Source organism: Methylibium rhizosphaerae, assembly GCF_006386545.1.
Lineage (GTDB): Bacteria > Pseudomonadota > Gammaproteobacteria > Burkholderiales > Burkholderiaceae_C > Pseudorivibacter > Pseudorivibacter rhizosphaerae.
In genome coordinates this window covers 31,813-48,729 of record NZ_SWAR01000041.1, presented here as the reverse complement: position 1 = coordinate 48,729, position 16,917 = coordinate 31,813, and the positions used below count along the sequence as shown (strand labels likewise).

Below are 16,917 nucleotides of genomic sequence, written 5' to 3'. Positions count from 1 at the left end.
GAGTACAACGAGCAGCGCCCTCACGACGCCCTGGGCGGCCTGCCTCCAAGGCTGTTCATGCCCAGGCTCACAACCGCCGCAGACTCCAGTTCCGGGATGTCTACTTGACGGGGGAGCTTACGGCCGGGCCTGAAAATTCGACGAGTTCGTCGAGAGCTGCCGTTGGCCGTCGCGGGCAGGACGTCGAAGGTCCGCTCGCGGGTGTGACTACGGAATAGCGGTCGCGGCCAGAGGACTAAACCGCTCGCGCGGTAGCCGCTTGAGTGAGGCCGTGGCGTCGCGTGGCGCCGTGGGTTCTGCCAAGTTGAAGGGTGAGGCAATCCGCCTCGCTCTTCGACTGGAGCAGAGCCATGAACCCATCGACGACATCGACCGTCTCGCCGCTGCGCCAGCGCATGCTGGACGACATGCGCCTGCGCAAGCTCGACGCCAAGACGCAGAGCACCTACATCCGCGCCGTGCGCCGCCTGGCCATGTTCCTCGGGCGCTCACCCGACACGGTGAGCGGCGAGGACTTGCGCAGCTTCCAATTGCACCTGGTCGACACCGGCATCTCGGCCATCACGATCAACGCCACCATCACGGGGCTGAAGTTCTTCTGCGAGGCGACGCTGCGTCGCCCCGAACTGATGACCCACATGCAGTCGGTGCGCGAGCCGCGCACGCTGCCGGTGGTGCTCAGCCGCAATGAAGTCGCGCGCCTGATCGCTGCAGCGTCGAACCTGAAGCACCGCACGGCGCTGTGCGTGGCGTACGGCGCGGGGCTACGCGCGAGCGAGGTCATCGCGCTGAAGGTCGGCGATGTCGACTCCCAGCGCATGACGCTGCGCGTGGAACAGGGCAAGGGCCGCAAGGACCGCTACGCGATGCTGTCGCCCGAGCTGCTGCAGCGGCTGCGCAGCTGGTACCGGGTGGCGCATGCCAAGGGCAAGATCTTGCCCAATGGATGGCTGTTCCCGGGGCTCGATCCGATGGATCCGATGAGCGCGCGCCAGCTCAACCGCGCCATCCATGCCGCGGCTGACGCCGCGCAGATCGACAAGCATGTGTCGATGCACACGCTGCGCCACAGCTTCGCCACGCACTTGCTGGAGCAGAAGGTCGATATCCGCGTGATCCAGGTGCTGCTGGGCCACAAGAAGCTGGAGACCACCTCGATGTACACGCACGTGGCCACGCAGCTGCTGCGCGAGGTCGTGGGTCCCTTGGAGCGACTGCCCGCGCCGTAGCCGGCTGCCGTGGGGCGAGCCGCCCTGGAGCTCGCCGACATCTTCCGCGCCCACGGCTCGGCGTGGCGTGAGCAGCAGCACGGCCACCTGAGCCTCGCGCAGCTCAAGGTGATGTCGGCCATCGAACAGTGCCGCACCGCGGCGCTGGGCGGACATCTGTTGCGCTGCGAAGGTTGCGGGACTGACCAGATCTCCTACAACTCTTGCCGCAGCCGGCATTGCCCGAAGTGCCAGAGCAGCGCGGCGCAGCGCTGGCTGGAGGCACGCCAAGCCGACCTGCTGCCGGTGGAGTATTACCACGTGGTGTTCACGCTGCCGGCGCCCATCGCCGACATCGCGTACCAGAACAAGGCGGTGCTCTACGGGCTGCTGTTCGACATGGCCGCCGAGACCCTGCTCACCATCGCCGGCGATCCCAAGCATCTCGGCGCGCGCATCGGCGCCACGCTGGTGCTGCACACATGGGGCTCGGCGCTCACGCACCATCCCCATGTGCACGGCATCGTTCCCGGCGGTGGCGTCGCGCCTGACGGGCCTCGCTGGGTCGCGTGTCGACCAGGCTTCTTCTTGCCCGTGCGTGTGCTGTCACGGTTGTTCCGACGGCGCTTCCTCGAAGCGCTGCTGGAGCTGCACCGCAACGGGCGACTGCAGTTCTTCGGCGAGCACGCCGCCCTGATCGACGCCCGCGCCTTCGCCCAGTGGCTCGCGCCCCTGCGCCAGTGCGAGTGGGTCGTTTACGCCAAGCGGCCGTTCGCAGGACCCGAGGCGGTGCTGGCCTATCTGTCGCGCTACACGCACCGCGTGGCGATCTCCAACAGCCGGCTGCTCGCCCTCGATGAGCACGGGGTGACCTTCCGCTGGAAGGACTACCGCGCCAAGGGGCGTACGCGGCACAAGACGATGACGCTCAGCGCCGGCGAGTTCATGCGGCGCTTCCTGCTGCACGTGCTGCCCACGGGCTTCCACCGCATTCGCCACTACGGGCTGCTGGCCAATGGCAGCCGCACATCGAGTCTGACGCTCGTGCGCACGCTGCTGCACGCGCCGGCGCCTGTGCAGCAGGTCGAGCACAGCGACGAGCACGACGCCGCAGCGCGCTCCACGTTCTTCTGCCCGCACTGCGGTCGGCCGATGCTCATTCTCGAGACCTTCGCGCCTGACCACACCATCCGCGCGCCGCCCGCTGAACAACGTCGATGAAGCCGTCCACCCTGCATGCCAGACCATCGACCCCAGCGCTTCGCGCTCGATCGACAGAGCGCCGTGCGTCCAGCGGCCTTCACCGCCTTGGGGCTCCCATCGCCGCACCGCTTCACTGCAGCGTCTCGCGCTTGCCACCAGACGCAGCTACGCCAGGTTCCCTCAGCTCACGAGTGCGCTCGGCAGCGTCAGGTCGCCTCGCAGCGCTGCAATCTCCATAGGCCGGCGCCACAACCACCACGGCGGCACGCGCCGCGGTTTCCTCCCCTGGGGCTTGTCCAACACCTGCCCTCACGCCAGCGTGGATCGTCACGTCGTCAACGTGCACGGGCAGGTATCGGACAACCCTAAACACTTCCAGACACTGACGACGGGCAGCTTTCTAGCAGGCTCGTACGGCTTCCTTTTGCCTCGTCCAGGACGCAGCGCTAAGCCAGATGCGGCGTATACCTTGAGGAAGGGCTCGACGTTGGTTCAGCTGTAGCCGGAGTCGCCGCCGCCCGTGCAGACCTCGGCGCGCTCCGGGGCCACCAGGGCGGTCAGGCTGCAGGTCGATCCGCTGCAGCTCTTGTCAGCCACCCAGACGGCCGTCCGGATGGGCTGGCCGTCGATCACCGAGTAGGTGGGTTTCGAGGACCGACACGATCTGCGGGAAGACGACCGGCGTCGTCATGTCCACGTCGAAGAAGCTGAGCGGATTGCCGTCCTGGGTGACGCGGAAGTGCTGCGCGGTGACGGCGCGGTCGGGCAGGCACTGCACATCCAGGCCCGTGCGGCCGGAGGACGCTGTACGTCGTCGCCGATCGCGGCGGTGCGCGCGCGGCTTCGTGCAACTCAAGTTCGATCCGAAGACGAGCACATCGATCGCCGGCACTTCGAGCCGAGTCGGTCGTATCCTCCGCGCGACCCGGCCGAACTCGTGAGCTTGGCTGAGGACGGTCCTCGGCTGGAGTCCGATGGACGCCGGCGTTTTCCGCGCGACGGCGTATCGGCTGCGGGCGGCGACGGACGTGTCGCTTTTCGTCGACGAGGTCCCCTGGCAGGCGCAGCCTCAGGGCCTCAAGCCGAACTCGGCGGCGATGGCGTCGCCGCGCATTGGGCGCTCGACGCGGCTGCGTCCAATTTTGTGCAACCCGCTGGGGGCGCAGCTGGGCTGGTTGGCGCGCAGCTTCCACCGCGTGCATCACGCATAGCCTCGGCGACCTGGCTGGAGCACGATGTGGGCGTGCCGGCAGGTCGCCGAGGGTCTGGTTCAGGCGGGCGCTGGCGGTGTCAGACGCGTGTCATGAGGGCGGCGGCGCGTGGACCGCGTAGTCGATGCCGCCCGGCCCCGCCGCCACGATGATCCACGGCAGTGTGCTGCGCTCCAGCCCCTTGCGATCGGCGCGGCTCAGCCCGGTCCCGCGTGGGTGCGAATGCACCAGGGCGGCGATGCGCAGCCGCCGGTCGGCCGCATGGGTCCGCACCAGCTGCCAGCCGGCGCGGCTCACGATGAACGCATCGGTCCGGGCCGACAGGTTCGGCAGCGACGCCAGCGATTGCCGGCCGGACGCATCGATCAGTAAGGCGGCCCAGACCTCGCCGCCCGCCTCGCCGAGCATCTCGGACAGCCGCGCCAGCGTCCCCGGCTGCAGGCTCAGGCACACAGCGCACCGCACTTGGAGGCAGGGATCAGCAGTGTCACGATGCACGCCGGCGCCGAGGCCGCGCAGGCCAGCACGGCGAAGATCGCCGCCAGTGCGCCGGCCACCACAGCAACCCAGAACGCGGGCGTGCCCGGCGCCGGCGAGGTCCCGCCGAAGCCGAGCGCGATGATCCCGAACAGCACGGCGAGCGCAAACAGCACAAACACGATCTCTGCCCCGAACGACCCCCGGAACACGGCGTCGGGCAGAGCCTCCTGCTCGCAGCGATCGGCGTGTAGCTGCTGCAGCGCCAGCCGCGCCGCAGCCGCGATGTGGTCGTGCGCATTGATCTCTTCGGCGGCAACTGTCGGCGCCCGCCACATCGACGCGACCAGGTCCGGCAACGACTGTGAACCGAAAACCGACTCCGGCGCCGCGTGCGCGACAGTCGGGCCACGGTCGACGAGGCGATGCTCGCCGTCGAGCCGGCCGACGTCCTTCAGCTGCAGCCGGATTTGCGCGTCATCCGCGCGCACCGTGCAATTGATCGGCGCGACGGCGTCCTTTGCGAACGCCCAGTCGCCATCGTTCAGGCCGAGCGCGCTGGACTCGGGCAGCTCGGATAGCCGCTGCCGCAGCAGCGCGACCAACTCGCCGAGGCGCAGCGGGCCGACGTCGGCGAGCGCCTTTGCGGCGCCCGGGACGTCGACGCGAAAGTCCGCGTCCGCAAGGCACTCGAGCCCGGCGAACAGGCCCAGGCGCGCTGCCGTCTCGGCACGGCGGGCGTGCTTGTCGGGTTGCCGGTGCACGAGCCCGGCTTGGCGCAGCGACGCCAGCACGAGCTCGAAGGGCTGGAGGAGCGAGCCCTCCGGGTACAGGGTCGTACTCATCGTGTTTCTCCGTGAAGGGTGGTGATGGGGCTCAGTCGGCGAATCGACCGGCGAACAGCGCGCGGCCGCGCACGCCATCGATGCGGATCGCTTCGATGTTCGGCGCCGTGGCCGCGGTCCAGTGCTCCAGCGGCCGCATCAGGCTTTCAAGGGCGCGGTGAAGTAGGCGCTGCAGCCCCGCGATCGCAGCTGCCGGTGACCACGGCGCGGCCACCGACGGCTGGCCTGACAGGTCGTAGTGGAATGCGCGCGTCGGCAGCTCAAGGCCGGGCGGCGGCAGGCTGCCATCGATGCCGCGCACCGATACGCCGGCCAGCGTTCCGCGCCCGCGAAAGCGCAAGCAGCCGCCGCGCGTCACCGAATCGACGGTGCAGGCGGCGACGTCCGGCGCATCCAGCGCGACGCGCACCGCCGTCGAATAGCGAGTCGGGGTTCCGGACGGGTCCGGCCGCTCCTCGACGACGTCCACCTCGAACGACCGGCCGAACTCCGGGCGAGACCACAGGTTGCGCACGACGGCCTGCACTGACGGCGTCGAATGGAGCACGGCGAAGGCGTGCGGCCCGACAAAGTGCTGCATGCGCGACATCGCCGCGGGCCGCGTCGCGGAGAAGTTCCAGCCGACCGCGAACGCCTCGCGCCCGCGTCGCCCGACCACGCCAACCTCCACCGCCGACACCAGCGAGTGCGCCGACTCGTGCGCCGGCGCGCGTCCGGCGATCGACAGCGCCGGCGTCAGCGGCACCACGCGGCGCCCGGCGAAGTTAGACACGAGCAGCGCGTGCTCCTCGGCCGCCACGACGCTTCGGTGGAACGGCAGGAAGTCGCCGGTCGCCCAACTGCTGCGCAGCACCAGCGACGCGGTCTCCATGACTATCGCGACGCGGACGTTGCCTGGCTCGATGCGAGCCACCCAGCGGGCGTCGACCATCGCTTCGTAGTCGCCGAGCGTCGCCGACGCAAAGAACACCGGCGGGCCCGGGACTGGCACGCCCTCGCCCTCAATGCGCACAACGTTCAGGATCCGGCCGAGCATCGCGCGGCCGCGAAGGCGCAGGCTCAACGTCCCGTCGGCCGATAGCCGTACTTGGTCGGCCTCGAGCCGCACCTCGACGACCGCCTCGTCGAGCGACCAGCCTGGATCGTTGAGATGCGGATTGGCGAACGGACGGCCGACCGCTAGCACGCTCTCTAGCTCCGACGAAGACAGGCCGCGGCGCAGTGCGAGCGGACTCCATCTGTTGAAACGGCGAAGACATTCGGCCGCCGAGACCTGGACCGCGGCGTCGAAGCCGCCGCTTGCCGCCTCAAGGTCCACGCGCCCGATGTCCCATGGGGTCTCAGCGCGTTCGAACGCTTCGGGCGGCGGGACCCTTAGGCCGGTTGCGTGCGAAGCCGCCGGTGCCGCGATCGGCAGGGCACCGGCCTCGATAGCTCGGGCCAGCAGGAACGCGGCGTCGGCGGCGGCAGGCGCCGTGAACGCGGTGATGTCACTTGGCATGGGAAGACTCCTTGCAGCAATCGGTGAAGGGGATGAAGCGATGCGGTCGCACCGCCACACCGGGGAATACGCGATCGCAGACAGATTTCCGCCATGACCTCATACTTCGCAGCCGATGAGCGTTATCAGCGCCCTCACTGCGTTGATAAGCGCCGCGTGCCACGGCGATGCGGGCGCGCTCGATCAGCTGTTCGAGACGCTCTATCTCGACCTGCGCCGGATCGCGCGCGCGAAGATGCGGCAGACGGACGAGCGGCTGCCGCTCGACACCACCGCGCTGGTACACGAGTGCTATCTGCGGCTGCTGAAGCTGTAGCGACTCGGCACGACCGACCGCGCCCACTTCCTCGCCTACGCCGCCCGGGTGATGCGCACGGTCGTGGTTGACATCGCGCGAGAGCAGCAGGCGCTGCGCCGCGGCGGCAATCAGCTGTTCGTCACGCTGGACACCGCCGCCGAGGGACTGGCCGGCACAGAGAACGTGGTGCTCGGCGTCCATGAAGCGCTCGGCGCCATCGACCCGCGGCTGGTGCGCGTTGTTGACATGCAGTATTTCGTCGGCTTGGACACTGACGATATCGCTGAGGCGTTGGGCGTCAGCACGCGCACGGTCGACCGCGACGGGGAGCGCGCGCGCAGCTTCCTGTATGAGGCGCTGAAGTCCCGCTGAGCGCTACAAACTAGGGGCACCGGGGGCCCGCCGTCCAGCCCAGCGCGCACGAGACCCCAGTCGGACAACCGGGTTGCCCGTTCAGAGACTGTGAACGCGTCCAGGCGCCGCACCTTTGCCGCCAGCGCGTCGTGGATGACATCCGCCTTCACCGCACTCTAATCGCGCCCTGGGCGTGGTCCTGGCGCGTCGGCGGGTTTGCTTTGCACCGCCGTGGAGATCGGCAAGCATCTTGCTCAAACACGCGGCGTGCAAGTCGGGGACGCAGTGGCGTAATTCACATGGCGCTAACCGACATGACCATGAGCACTAACGCTGAGATCTCCATGTTGCACTGCATGGCCCCCCACATGGCCAGCCCGGCCCACTCACCACTGACGGCGCAGCTCCACGCCTCTCCTGCTACTGCTTACCTCCCGGGGTCACGCACGCGGCTCATGCGGATGAAGGCTGAGGTTCCTAGGCCAGCTACGGCCGGACCCGGAACAGCACGCCGTAGCCGTACTTTCCACCACTCAGCGCCACACCATACAGGTTGCCCGCGGCGTCCCTCGTAAGGCCGGTGTACGGGTTCATTCCCTCATTGCACTCGTCGGGATGGGGGTCGCCGGTGCAGTTGTCGTCGGCGATGCCGTTGCGATTGATGTCGCCCAGCACGTGCAGAGTGTTCAGCCTGTGGGTGCCCAGGTCGAACTCCCAGATCGAGCCGAAGCGCATGTTCCCGAGGTCGCTTTCTGCGCGGGGTCGGCCCACGGTCGTGCCGTAGACCTTGTTCGACGTCTCGTCGACCACGACCACGCCTTCGGGTTGCGCGCCATCCGTATTCCGGAAGCCGTGCAGCGGCTCGTAGTCGTCCGACGGCTTGATCCGGTAGATGCCCCCGTAGCTGCGGACACCGAAGGCATTCACCCCGTACAGGCTTCCCGATGAACCTCGCGCCATGCCGCCGGCGAAGACGTAGCCATCCCGACCGTCGGTCAGCGAGCGGTGCACGATGCTGAAGGTCCCGCCTCCGGGCATCGTGGGGTCGAGCGCGAACTTGAACAGCGGCGAACCGTTGGCCGTCCCACCGTAGAGCACGTTGCCACGGCGGGCGAGGCGGCGGGGCGCGTATCCCCCGTCGGCCGGGGTGAAGGCATGCAGCATCGTGAAGGCGCCGCTTGCGTCGATCCGGAAGATCGTGCCGCAGCCGTGGACGCTGCAGGGCCTCGCTTCGGGTCGGAGCACGTAGGCGGGACCGCCCTGGATGGTGGTGCCATACAGGTTGCCCAGCGCATCGCGGACGACGCCATCGTGCGGGAAGGCGCCGTCCGTGCCGGAGAAGCGATGCAGCAGGCTCAGGCCGTGCTCCGTGTCCCATTTGTAGACCACGCCGAAACCCCGGCCGCCGTTTTCCGTCGTCCCGTAGAGGTTGCCGTGGGTGTCCGCCACCAACGCGCCGATCGGCCGATCGCCGTCGTTCGCGCTGCCGGTGAAATCGTGCAGAACCGTGTAGACGTTCGACTGCCACTTCCACAGCGTGCCGCGGTCATGCGCGCCGCCTGTTCGCGTCGTGCCGTAGATGGCGCCGCTGGCATCGATGACCGGCGTGTCGTAGGGGTTGCGTCCGTCGCGCGGTCGGCGAGCGCACTCCTCGAGCGTCATGCACGGGCCCCCGAAGTGGTGCAGTATCTCGTAGGTCGCCGCATGCGCGACCTGGAATGCGGCGGACAGCGCCGCCAATAGTGCCGCGACGGCGGCGCAGCGAAGCAATGAGCTGACTTGCATGGAAAGACCTCCTGGCAGCACGCCCCGTGCACCGCCGCCCGACTGTCGGCACCGATGGGGGCGCGATGGCGCATCGGTGGATGAGGAATACGACGTCCTCGCCTCACCTGAAACGGATCGCCGCCGCGGCGTCCGCCATCGCGCTCGCGTTCGCCGCGGCTTCAAGCTAGGGGGTGGCCTCGGATGCATACTTGCGGGCAATTCGCTTGAAGCCGGCAACAGGGAGCACAGCCATGAGCGAGCACGGCGAAGTGACCACGCTGCTGAATGCGGCGCAAGGCGGCGATGCAGGCGCGCTGGATCGCCTGTTCGCGCTGCTCTATCCGGACCTGCGTCGCATCGCGCACGCGAAGATGCTGCAGACCGACGAGCGCGTGGTGCTCAACACGACCTCGCTGGTGCACGAGTGCTACCTGCGGCTGCTCAAGCTGGAGCGCCTGGGCGCGCAGGACCGGGCGCACTTCCTGGCCTATGCCGCACGGGCCATGCGTTCGGTGGTGGTCGATATCGCGCGAGAGCGACAGGCCCTGCGGCGCGGTGGCGACCAAGTGTTCGTCACGCTGAACACCGCCGCCGAGAAGACGCCCGCGGGCGAAGATGACGTGCTCCTCGTGCATGAGGCGCTGCAGGAGCTGGCCGAGCTGGACCTGCGGCTGGTGCAGGTGGTCGAGATGCGCTACTTCGTCGGGCTGGACAACGGCGACATCGCAGACGCTCTGGGCGTCAGCACGCGCACGGTTGAGCGCGACTGGGAGCGCGCGCGCAGCTTCCTGTATGCGGCGCTCAAGCAGCGCTGACGCCCTGCATCAGCGCCGTACGGGCAACAGCAGGCTGGTGCGCAGCTTGGGTGCGCCGCGTGAAGGAAACTCGATCCAGGCGATCAGCAGGCGGCCCTGCGCGTTGCCGTCGTGATCCAGCCCAACCACCTCGTTGCCGGTAGCGGCGAAGTTGCTCGCACCTCCGTGCCAGCCGTCGTTCACGCGCAGGCGCTCGATGCGCAGATCGCTTCTAAGCGGGCGGGGACCTGCTACCGCCAGCGCAAGCACCCGCGAAACGACGGCTTGTGCATCCGCGGTCTCGCTCGCGAAGAGCACCCGATCTCCACTCACCGTACCGGCCAGCGCATCGAAGGGGGAGGCCGGCCCGTCGATCCAGCGCCCGCCGCCATCGCGGGTTGCCACCAGGCGCCGGTAGCGGCCATCGAGCTGCCGCGCCTCCAGCGCGGCACTGGCCTCACCCGACGGCGTCACCGCAAAGCCAAGCACGCGATTCCCCGAGGTATCCAGGGACAAGGCAGCACCGCCCGTCAGGCGCACGTTGGTCACCGCGGACCAGCGGCCACCTGACCACGATGCGCTGTGCCATCCGACGGCATCGGCCGCCGCGCTGGCCCAGCCCAGCATTAGCTGCCGCCCTCGCTGCGCAAAGCGGGGCGTGGTCAGCAACAGGCTACCGCTGGCCAGCGGGGCAGGTGCCGTCACGGTGTTGTCCGACAGCCTGTGCGACTGAGCGAACACGGAGCGCAGGCCGAGCGTGTCCTGCGTCGTCGCGACTTGCAGATCGCCTTCGGCGCCAATAGCGGCATCGAAGAAGTCCGGGGAGCCGACGGAAACCGGCATCGAGCTCAGCCGTTCGTCGCGTTGCCAAGCACCCGCCACGTGGCGCGCGAAGCAAAGCTCGGTCACGCCGGTGCCTATGCGGCCGAACAGCACCGCCGCATGGCCTGCCGGGCCGGTGCGGACCATGACCGTGCTCACGCCTCGGCCGGCCACAGGCGCGACGAGGTTGCCCGCCTCCCACGTGCCGCGATCCGCATCGAAGCGCTTCATCGAAACGCCGGCCACGCTGCCGGGCAGGCCGTCCCAATCGGTCCAGGCCGCATAGGCATTGCCGCTTGCGTCCATGGCCACATCGAGCGTTCCGGTGCAGTTGACGCCGATGGCCATCGGTGCCGACCACCGATCGGTCGTGGCTACATAGTGGCGGGCGTTGAGCGTGCGTATCGACGCATCGCGCTGCTCGCACCACAGCACGACGGCGTCGCCGTTGTCGGCCAGGGCTGCCTTCACCGTCGTGTAGAGGCTGCCGGTGGGCCACCATTCGGCGAGGTGCCACCGGTTGACGCGCAGCGTGGCCGGTGCGGACGAGCTGCTCTGGCCTTCGGCGGTCGCTGTGACGTCGAACCGCGCGCCATCGTCGGCCGCAGTCGCGATGCCGCTGACGCGCGCGCCGGTGGCGCCCGCGATCGGGGTGCCGTCGCGCCGCCACTGCAGGCTGGCGCTCTCCGGTTCGGTCTTGGCCATGAAGGCGAAGCTTTCGCCCTCCGCCACCGTCAGGTCCTGCGGGCTCGCGCTGAAGCTCGGTGCGGCACCGGCATCGGCACCGCCGCACCCGCAGAGCGCCAGCGACAGCGCCGTGATGGCCCAGAAGACGTATTGGTGAGGTCGCATGAAAACCTCCTGTTGGTCAGATAAAGGTCAGTTCGGGGCACAGGCCAGCGCGATCTCGCGCTGGGCTGTGTAGGGGGTGCTGAAGTTGCCTGCCGCGTCGCTGGCCACCAGCTCGATGCGCACGCGCTGTCCGCGACCGCGCTGGCACAGCGCTTCCGACAGAAAGCTGCCGAGCGGCGCAGTGGCGATGTTCCAGTCGATGTCAATGCCGCTGCCCAGTTCCAGCGGAGTGCCCAGCGCCATGCCGGCATCTGTCAGCCCGGTGGCGCGCCAGCGGGCGCTGATCGGCGTGCCCTCCGGGTCGACCACGTCGGCATGCAGGGCCAGCCGATCGCTGCCGGCGCTGGCACGCAGGTAGGGTGCGGCGCCGCGGTCGGGGCTGAGCGCGATGGTCCCGGTGGGCGGCGCGTCGGTGCGCTCCACGACCTCGACCACCACCGATGCCGCCGCCTGTGCGTCCACCCGCCGGTTGCGTGCCGTGAGCGAGATGACCGCTGATCGCCCGGCCTCGTTCAGCACGAAGCTGGCGGCCGGGCTCGTGCCAGCGGCCGGCGACCAGGCCAGCGTGCAGCAGTCGGACCCGCCGCCCTCCATCACTGCGCGCACCGTGAAGGGCACGCCGCGCACGACGCGGTTGCCGCCTTCCACCACCAGTGAAAGACGCGGCCGGAAGTCGCGTGCGACCCGCTCCCGCCAAGCGGTGGAGCGCTCGGCCGGAATCTGCAACTCGTGGATGCTGTGGAAGAAGCGTTGAGCCCAGCGCACCGGCACGTATATGTAGCCGCCGTCGCCGCTCCCGCAGCCCCACGAGTTCTTCAGCACGAACCAGCCACCGCCCGTGCCGCCTGAGAGCACGGGAGCGAACCCGCGCACCACGTCGTCGGAGGCGAAGCCGATCAGCGCTGTAACGTGCCCGCCTCTGATGCCGGCGTCGCTCAGATCGGTGACCCAACCCTGGTCGCGCCCCGGCTCCGTCGCGACCTCGAAGCCCCGAGAAACCTCGAAGCTCGCGATGAGCGGGATGCCTTGTTCGAGGCGCTGGCGAAGAATGTTCACCAGCAATGCGCCGCCGCCCCACAGCGGCGCAGTGCGGTTGGCCGTCACGGGGGACGTGCCGGCGTAGCGCACGGTCTCCGTGCCGCAGACCACATCGGCACCGCGGCGTACGCAGATGAGGGGATCCTGCGCCGAGTTCTCGCCGCAGAAGCCGTCGTAGCCGCGGCATACGCCGGTCTGCGTGGTGAGGCTGTCGCGCAGCAAGCTGCGGTTGTAGGTCCAGGCGCTTTCGAAGGCCACCGGCTGGCCGCGCTCGGCCAGCCGGTTCAGCACGACGTCGGCGAAACCGCCTTCCACCCCGTACCAGGCCGGCGGGCCGCCATGATCGAAGTTGACGACGAACTGCTCGGAGAGGTTGGGCGCGCTGCCGCGCGTGACCAGATCGCGCGACTCCAGCGCGGCCACCGCTGCAAAAGCCCAGCAGGTGACTCGCTGCCCCTGGTCGCGCACGGAGGTCTGGAAATCCTTCAGCGGCCAGTCCAGGCGCGCCATGATGCCGAAGGTGCGATAGCTGCCACAGGTGCCGGACATGTCGCTGCCGCTGCCGCTGCCCGCACCGCCCTCGCGGATGGTGACGGACTGCAGCCGCGCAGTCCGAGGCTTCGAGGTGCCTGCCGGCGCCTCCTGGACAGGCCGCATGCCGTCGAGGTCGGAGACGGTGGCAAGCACGGCATCCACGTCGGCCAACGCCGCGCGCAATGTCTCGAGCGATGCGTTCTCCAGGGTACGCGGCGTGGGCAAGGACTCACGCAGCGTATCGCCAAGACCGCCGTAGAGCTCGGCGTAGAGCGCGCGCAGGCGCTGCGGATCCTCCAGAGCCAGCTGGGTCTGCAGTCGTTGGTGCAGCCGCGCGGCGGGCGGCTGCAGCAGGACGCTGCGCTGCGTGCCATCCGCCAGGGTCAGCGTCATCTGCGGCGCCTGCAGCGGCGCCGCGCCGGCGTCGCCGAGCGCGCCCAGGTCCGCGTCGATCGGATCGACGCTGTTGCGCTCCCGCAGTTGTAGGGCCTCGCGCTGGAAGTCGGCCAGCTGCTCCTGGCGATTGTTCGCATCGCGTGCAGCCGAACGTATCGTGAGCTCGCCGGCTGCTACGCGTTGCGCAAACTCCGGCTCGTCGATCCAGGTCGCGCCGGCCGGCGCGTCGGCTCCGAACAGGTTGGCCGCCGTGAACAGGACCGCCTGCGGCGCAGCATCCTCCGGTGCAGACGATCCGCCACCGCAAGCTGCCAGCCAGCACACGGCGCCGGCAATACCGAGCCAGCCTTGCAGGCCGGCCCGTCGCTTCGCTTCCATCATGAGCTCCTTCGATGCAGGACCACAGCGGCCCCACCCTCCGATACGGCCGCCCGGCGCGTGGACCGCCAACACGGCGAGAACGGGGGGGGGGCCATCGATCCCGCGCCGCGCCGCGTGTCGGTTTCGCGGCGGCGATCGCGTATCCGCAGCGGAGCGCGATGCATACTTGCACGCGCAATGCGGGGCCCTCGGCCTGCACTGGGGAGGACGCGATGACCGAAACGGCGGCGCCGGCGGGAAAGACGAGCATCGAGCGTGCGCTCTGGGTCCGCGTGCTGCCGCTACTGGAGGTCGCGCTGGACCTAGCCGCCGCCGATCGCGCACGCTGGCTTGAAACCCTGGACGCCGACCGACCAATCCGCGCCGCGCTTGCACAACTGCTCGCAGACCGCCAGGAGATCGAGCGCTGCGATTTCCTCGGCGCGCCGCCCGTCATCGCTTGCGCGCCCGAGCCAGGGATGGGCTATGCGGCTTTGCAAGCCGGCCAGCGGGTGGGCGCGTACCGCCTCGTGCGCGAACTCGGGCAGGGTGGCATGAGCGTGGTGTGGCTGGCCGAGCGTGACGATGGCCAGCTGCGCCGCCAGGTGGCGCTCAAGATTCCCCATGCGGGGCCGGGCCACGCCCTGCTGGCCGAACGCCTGCGCCGCGAGCGGGACATCCTCGCCGGGCTGGCGCATCGGCACATCGCCCGCATCTACGACGTGGGCACGGCGGCGCAAGGCCTGCCGTTCCTCGTGCTCGAGTACATCGAAGGCGAACCGATCACCAGGTATTGCGACACGCGACGCCTGCCGCTGGCCCGGCGGCTCGCGCTGTTCACGCAGGTGCTGCAGGCGGTGCAGCACGCGCACGCGATGCTGGTCCTGCATCGCGACCTGAAGCCGGCCAACATCCTGGTGGATGCACACGGCGACGTGAAGCTACTGGATTTCGGCATCGCCAAGCTCCTGTCCGGCGACTCCGCCGAAGCGACCGCGCTGACGCGCCACGGCGGACGCGCGCTCACGCCGGACTACGCGGCGCCAGAGCAGATCTCCGGCCAGCCGCTGGGCACCGCCAGCGACGTATACGCGCTCGGTGTCGTGCTCTTCGAGCTGCTGACCGGTGCGCGTCCGTACCGGCTGCCGCGCGGCACGGTGGCGGCGCTGGAGGAAGCCATCCTGTCGGCGGAACCGATGCGCCCCAGCGACGTGTGGCGCGCCGCCGTCGACGCGCGAGCCTATGCGTCGACGCCGCGCCGCATGCGGCACGCGCTGCGTGGCGACCTCGACCTCATCGTGCTCACCGCGCTGCAGAAGGACGCGGCGCGCCGCTACTCGAGCGTCGAGGCTTTCGCCCAGGACATTCGCCGGCACCTCGGGCGCGAGCCGGTGCAGGCCCGGCCGGACAGCCGCTGGTACCGGACCGGCAAGTTCCTGCATCGCCATGCCGTGGCCATGGGCACGGCCGGCGCCGTGGTGCTCGCGCTGGCCGTCGGCCTGGGGAGCGCGCTGTGGCAGGCGCGCGAGGCCCGCCTCGAAGCGGCAAAGGCGAACGCCATCAAGGAGTTCCTCGTCGGGCTGTTCGAGAACAACAGCGTTGAGCGGAGCGATTCCCTACGCAAGCGCCGGCAGAGCGTGCAGAGCCTGCTGGAGCAAAGCGCGCAGGACCTGCAGACCGGCCTGACGGAGCAGCCGAGGATCCGCGCGGAGCTGCAGGGCGTCGTCAGCCGGCTGCTGCATGAGCTGGCGTTGGACGAGCCAGCGATGGCGCTGCGGCGCCAGCGCCTGGCGCTGCTGCAGTCCGCCGGCGCCGACGCGGCCGAGCGCGTGCAGGCGATGCACGATCTGGCTGGCAGCCTGTCGCGCCGCGGCGATGCGAAGGCTGCACGCGCGATGCTCGGGGAAGCCCTGGCGCTGTGCCGTGCGCAGCGCGGCGAGTGGCCCGCCGCCTGCTGGTCGGCGCAGGTGGCCCTCGGACTGGCGTTCGCCCGCGACTACGATCTCGCCGTCGCAGCCACCCACATCGAGCCGGCCGCGCAGGCGCTGATCCGCAAGGCGCCGCGCAGCGCCGAGGCCGCCGACGCGCTTGCCGCGCTGGGCGAGCTCCGCGGTACGCAGAACCGGCCGCAGGAAGGCTATTCGCTGTACCGGCAAGCGATGCAAATCCGCGAAGCGCTGTGGGGCCCGCACTCCGTGCGCCTGGCGCGAGAGCGCTATGCGATCGCGCTCAACCTGTGGGCGCAGCGCCGCCACGTGCTGGCGGAAGCCGAGCTGGCCAGCGCGCTCGACGCCACCCGCGCCGCGCTCGGGCCCGACCACATCAGCGCCGCGCTGGTCGAGCTGGAGCTAGGGCGCCTGCGGTCCTGGCTGCGCGGCGAAGGCTGGACCGAGATCCGCCATGCGGGCGAGGTTATCGCCCGGCATGCCGACCAGATCGACCCGGACAAGGCTTTCGATGCACGCATGGTGGTTGTCGAGGCACTGCTGTTCGACGGCCGCTTCGACGAGGCCGGGCGCGTGCTGCGCGAAGCGCTGGCGATGCCGCGCTCCGCCGGCGAAATCTCTAACATGGCCGACACCTTTCACGCGTGGCACCTGCAGGTCACCGGCCGCTACGACGAAGCGCGGGACGTGCTGGGCGCGCTGCGCCAGCGCCTGGCGGCCGATCTCGGGGAAGCGCATCCGTACGTCGCCGACGTCGAAGAGCGGTTGGCCGGCGTCGACCTCGCGGCCGGGCGGCTCGACGCCGCGGAGGCCGGGTTCCAGCGCGTGCTGCGGTCGCAGGACGGGCGCGAAGAGGCCTATGGCTCCACCAAGCACTACGCGGCCACCGGCTTGGCGCTGGTCGACCTCGAGCGCGGGCGCTTCGACCGCGCCTGGCCGGTGATCTCGGCCAACCATGACGCGGCTAGCAAGACAGCTGCAGCGGATCAGTTCCGCAGCAGCATCGACGCGCTGAACGAGCAGATGGGCCGGGCCTTGCTGGGCCTGGGACGGGCGGTCGAGGCGCGATCGTACCTGGAACGCACCGTCGCGTCCCTTCAGGCCGGGTATGCGCACAACCCCAGTCTGGCCGTCGCACGCGCCCGCTATGCCCACTGCCTGCTCGACCTCAAGCAACATACGCTGGCACGCCAGCAGCTGGCGGCGGCCGAAGAGGCGCTGCGCGGCGAGCCGGATGCCGCACCGCATTTCCGCAAGGTGGTCGCAGCCGCCCGCGCCCGGCTGTTGGCCGCCGACGCCGCGGCGAAATAG

Annotated in this window: 12 protein-coding genes and 1 pseudogene; 6 read left to right on the top strand and 7 right to left on the bottom strand. The window is 69.7% G+C overall.

All coding sequences use genetic code 11. The features are described 5' to 3' along the window. Positions 1 to 350: 350 nt before the first annotated feature. Positions 351 to 1,229: a tyrosine-type recombinase/integrase gene (locus tag E8D38_RS22860; protein ID WP_140635981.1), complete on the top strand. Its 879-nt coding sequence runs from the start codon at positions 351 to 353 to the stop codon at positions 1,227 to 1,229. A gap of 9 nt (positions 1,230 to 1,238) precedes the next feature. Next, positions 1,239 to 2,429: an IS91 family transposase gene (locus tag E8D38_RS22855; RefSeq protein WP_140635978.1), complete on the top strand. Its 1,191-nt coding sequence runs from the start codon at positions 1,239 to 1,241 to the stop codon at positions 2,427 to 2,429. 571 nt (positions 2,430 to 3,000) lie between these two features. On the opposite strand, the gene E8D38_RS22850 is transcribed toward E8D38_RS22855, so the two are convergent. Then, positions 3,001 to 3,303 (bottom strand): hypothetical protein, encoded by a 303-nt coding sequence (locus E8D38_RS22850; RefSeq protein WP_140635976.1) that lies wholly within the window; start codon positions 3,301 to 3,303, stop codon positions 3,001 to 3,003. 82 nt (positions 3,304 to 3,385) lie between these two features. On the opposite strand from E8D38_RS22850, the gene E8D38_RS22845 reads away from it, so the two are divergent. Further along, a complete protein-coding gene (locus E8D38_RS22845) occupies positions 3,386 to 3,622 on the top strand; it encodes a DEAD/DEAH box helicase family protein (protein ID WP_140635974.1) in 237 nt (78 codons plus the stop codon). 90 nt (positions 3,623 to 3,712) lie between these two features. Here the strand turns inward: E8D38_RS22845 and E8D38_RS28430 are convergent, their stop codons facing one another. From E8D38_RS28430 to E8D38_RS22830, 3 genes are read right to left on the bottom strand one after another with little or no spacing between them, the layout of a single operon-like run. Further along, positions 3,713 to 4,075, bottom strand: coding sequence for an MPN domain-containing protein (locus E8D38_RS28430; RefSeq protein ID WP_181179371.1), 363 nt, complete (start codon positions 4,073 to 4,075; stop codon positions 3,713 to 3,715). Then, a complete protein-coding gene (locus tag E8D38_RS22835) occupies positions 4,066 to 4,944 on the bottom strand; it encodes a hypothetical protein (protein ID WP_140635972.1) in 879 nt (292 codons plus the stop codon). Before E8D38_RS22835 ends, E8D38_RS28430 begins: the two co-directional genes overlap by 10 nt. 31 nt (positions 4,945 to 4,975) lie before the next feature. Further along, on the bottom strand, positions 4,976 to 6,445 hold the full coding sequence (locus E8D38_RS22830) for a hypothetical protein (RefSeq protein ID WP_140635970.1): 1,470 nt from the start codon (positions 6,443 to 6,445) through the stop codon (positions 4,976 to 4,978). Between the two features lie 115 nt (positions 6,446 to 6,560). Between E8D38_RS22830 and E8D38_RS29115 the strand changes: the two are divergent. Continuing rightward, positions 6,561 to 7,115, top strand: a pseudogene (locus tag E8D38_RS29115) (ECF-type sigma factor). Positions 7,116 to 7,583: 468 nt separating this feature from the next. Here the strand turns inward: E8D38_RS29115 and E8D38_RS22815 are convergent. Continuing rightward, a complete protein-coding gene (locus E8D38_RS22815) occupies positions 7,584 to 8,882 on the bottom strand; it encodes a choice-of-anchor tandem repeat GloVer-containing protein (RefSeq protein ID WP_140635964.1) in 1,299 nt (432 codons plus the stop codon). 233 nt (positions 8,883 to 9,115) lie between these two features. Between E8D38_RS22815 and E8D38_RS22810 the strand changes: the two genes are divergently transcribed. Then, entirely contained in the window at positions 9,116 to 9,679 is a 564-nt protein-coding gene (locus E8D38_RS22810) for an ECF-type sigma factor (RefSeq protein ID WP_140635962.1), read from the top strand. A 9-nt stretch (positions 9,680 to 9,688) separates the two neighbouring features. On the opposite strand, the gene E8D38_RS22805 is transcribed toward E8D38_RS22810, so the two are convergent. Both E8D38_RS22805 and E8D38_RS22800 read right to left on the bottom strand, forming a co-directional pair. Continuing rightward, on the bottom strand, positions 9,689 to 11,332 hold the full coding sequence (locus E8D38_RS22805; protein ID WP_140635960.1) for a hypothetical protein: 1,644 nt from the start codon (positions 11,330 to 11,332) through the stop codon (positions 9,689 to 9,691). 27 nt (positions 11,333 to 11,359) lie between these two features. Beyond that, positions 11,360 to 13,678 (bottom strand): C1 family peptidase, encoded by a 2,319-nt coding sequence (locus tag E8D38_RS22800; protein WP_181179369.1) that lies wholly within the window; start codon positions 13,676 to 13,678, stop codon positions 11,360 to 11,362. Between the two features lie 215 nt (positions 13,679 to 13,893). Here E8D38_RS22800 and E8D38_RS22795 point away from each other — a divergent pair, with 215 nt between their 5' ends. Continuing rightward, positions 13,894 to 16,917, top strand: a complete 3,024-nt coding sequence (locus E8D38_RS22795; protein WP_181179367.1) for a serine/threonine-protein kinase — start codon at positions 13,894 to 13,896, stop codon at positions 16,915 to 16,917.